Annotated in this window: 3 protein-coding genes; 1 reads left to right on the top strand and 2 read right to left on the bottom strand. The window is 63.3% G+C overall.

All coding sequences use genetic code 11. The features are described from left to right. Nucleotides 1–40: 40 nt before the first annotated feature. Complete coding sequence (gene rsfS / locus EN884_RS32345; protein WP_013529073.1) at nucleotides 41–418, bottom strand: ribosome silencing factor; 378 nt, start codon at nucleotides 416–418, stop codon at nucleotides 41–43. Between the two features lie 242 nt (nucleotides 419–660). Between rsfS and EN884_RS32340 the strand changes: the two genes are divergently transcribed. Further along, nucleotides 661–1,512 (top strand): mechanosensitive ion channel domain-containing protein, encoded by an 852-nt coding sequence (locus EN884_RS32340; protein ID WP_013529072.1) that lies wholly within the window; start codon nucleotides 661–663, stop codon nucleotides 1,510–1,512. Between the two features lie 9 nt (nucleotides 1,513–1,521). On the opposite strand, the gene EN884_RS32335 is transcribed toward EN884_RS32340, so the two are convergent. After that, on the bottom strand, nucleotides 1,522–2,635 hold a 1,114-nt coding region (locus EN884_RS32335), incomplete at its 5' end, for an MFS transporter (RefSeq protein ID WP_128360980.1).

Genomic DNA, 2,635 nt, shown 5'->3' with positions numbered 1-2,635 from the left:
CTGATATCTTCATCCTTGCCTTGTAAGCCGCGCGAACGACTTAGTGGAGCGTTTCTTCCTCGAGGTCCGGCGCCTGCCACATCTTTTCGAGATTGTAGAATTCGCGGACTTCGGGGCGGAAGACATGGACGATGATGTCGCCAGAATCGATCAGGACCCAGTCGGCGCCGGACAGCCCCTCGACGCGCGCGGTGCCGAGACCGGCATCCTTGATCGCTTTGAGAAGATGATCGGCGACAGCCGCGACATGACGGTGCGATCGGCCCGAAGCGACGACCATATAGTCGCCGAGGCTCGATTTCCCCTGGATGTCGATGGAGACAATATTTTCGGCCTTGGAGTCTTCCAGACTGGCAAGGACTGTCTTGATGGCGCGGGACACGGCGTCGTCTACGCTGATCCTGGCCGGCGAAGGCATGATATCGGCCTTCTTCCGCAGTGCTGTTCTCAGTGTATTTCCTTTCGCAGCAAGAACAACCAAATCACCCCTTGAAGCAGGTGACACCACTTAGATAGGCAGAGTTCCCTGACAGTTTCAAGACGGGACCCTGCCTCGCACGAACGTATTGTCGCTCCTGTGGTTCCGCCGCACACCGGAAAAGATCGGAACCCTCGCCGTCGGCATGGGTTATCGGCTCACCGACCAACCGGATTTCCCCCATGCCGATCGACCCGCAAAACGCCTTCCTCAGCGTCCAGGCTGGCCTCGCCCAACTGAGCACGCTGATTGTTTCCTACTCCTTCTCGGCCATCGGTGCCGTTATCCTCTTGATCGTCGGTTATATCGTCGCCGGCCTTGCCGAACGTTCGATCTTCGCCGGTCTCGGCCATATCCATGGTTTCGACGCGACGTTGCGGCATTTCTTCTCCAAGATCGTCCGCTATGCCATCCTGATCCTCGTCACCATCATGGTGCTCGGCCAGTTCGGCGTGCAGACGGCCTCGATCATTGCCGCGATCGGTGCCATTGGCCTCGCCATCGGCCTGGCGTTGCAAGGCACGCTGCAGAACATCGCGGCCGGCATCATGCTTCTGGCACTGCGGCCGTTTCGCATCGGCGAGTCCGTCGAGGTCGGTTCGATTGCCGGTACGATCGAGGAGATCGGCCTGTTCGCAACCAAGCTCAGGACGGCCGACGGGGTCTACATATTGGCGCCCAACTCGACGCTGTGGAACCAGCCGGTGCGCAACTTTTCGCGCAACGGGGTGCGCCGCAGCGACATCACGCTGAGCATCGGCTCCTGGAACGACATCGACCGCGCTCAAAAGACATTGCTTGCCATTGCCGCCGCCGAACGGCGGGTCAAGCGTGAGCCGGCACCGATCGCTTTCGTCGCGACATTGGGCGATAGCACCGTTTCGATTGCCTTGCGCTACTGGACATCGTCGGCGGACTTCTTCGCCACCCAGACCGATCTCACCAAGCGCGCCAAGCAGGAATTCGATAGCGAAGGCATATCGATCCCGCTGCCGCCACCGGAAGCCCCGTCGCCGGAAGCCCGTCGACAATAGTCGGGTGGCTCAGTGCCGGCCCTCATCGTCCGGTGCGAAGGCGAGTTCGACCGGCAACGGCGCCTGCGCCGTCATCGGTGCGAAACTGCCGGTTTCGCCGACCGGGACCGCACGCGTCGTGAACACACGCAAAAGCACGAACAGGCAGAAGGCTGCGGCGATGAGAACAGCCACATAGATGAAAGCCTGCGTTCCGAAGACGGCCGACAGCGCCGTCACGATGCCGGGCACGACGAAGCCCGACAGCGACCAGGCAAACAAAAGCGAACTGGACAGCGCCACCATGTCGTCCTTGCCGGCGCGGTCGGCGGCGTGCGCACTGGCCAGCGAATAGATCGATTCCGAAGCGCCGTCCCACACGATGTAGATCACAACCAACGCGGCCAGCGCGCCGCCATCGAACCCGAGTGCAAACAGGCCGGCGACCATGGCGAGCGCGGATGCGGCGATCAGCACATAGCGGCGGTCGGTTCGGTCGGAAATCCAACCAAGCGGGATCTGCAGGATCAGCGTGCCGAGAGGCATCGCCGAAAGCAGCAGCGCCACGTCGGCCTGGCTGTAGCCCTTGGCCGTGGCGTGGATCGGTGCGAAGCCAGCAATCGACATCGACAGGCCGCCGACGGCAAGCATGCCGGCGACGCCGACCGGTGAAACCCGCCAGGCACGGCGCAGCGCCACCGAGGCCGCCTGCGGCGCCGGCGGCTGGGCAAGTTTGGTCATCCCGACAGGGAGGATCGACAGCGCGGTGAAGACGATGCCGATCAGCGGCGCATCCGCTGTCCTGATATCGACCAGCGCTAGCGTCGCGTAGCCGACGCCGAGCCCGGCGACATAGGCAACGTAGAAGAAAGCCATCACCCGGCCGCGGATGGCGTTGGCAACGGCATCGTTCAGCCAGCTCTGCGCGACGATGAACAGGCCGCATATGGCAAAGCCGTAGAGCGCGCGGGCGGCTATCCACAGCAGCGGAAGGACCCCGGCGCCGACAGCGGCGTTGGCCAGCGCGATCAGCGCCGACAGCACCATGAAGGCGCGGGCATGGCCGACCCTTCGCACCAGCGGTCCGGTCAAGATGCAGCCGGCGAGCCCGCCGGCCGAAAGCCCGGTGATGATCAGCCCGGCC

The sequence above is a fragment of the Mesorhizobium sp. M7A.F.Ca.AU.001.01.1.1 genome (genome assembly GCF_004022735.1).
Classification (GTDB): Bacteria; Pseudomonadota; Alphaproteobacteria; order Rhizobiales; family Rhizobiaceae; genus Mesorhizobium; species Mesorhizobium ciceri.
This window is presented reverse-complemented; position numbering and strand designations above follow the sequence as displayed.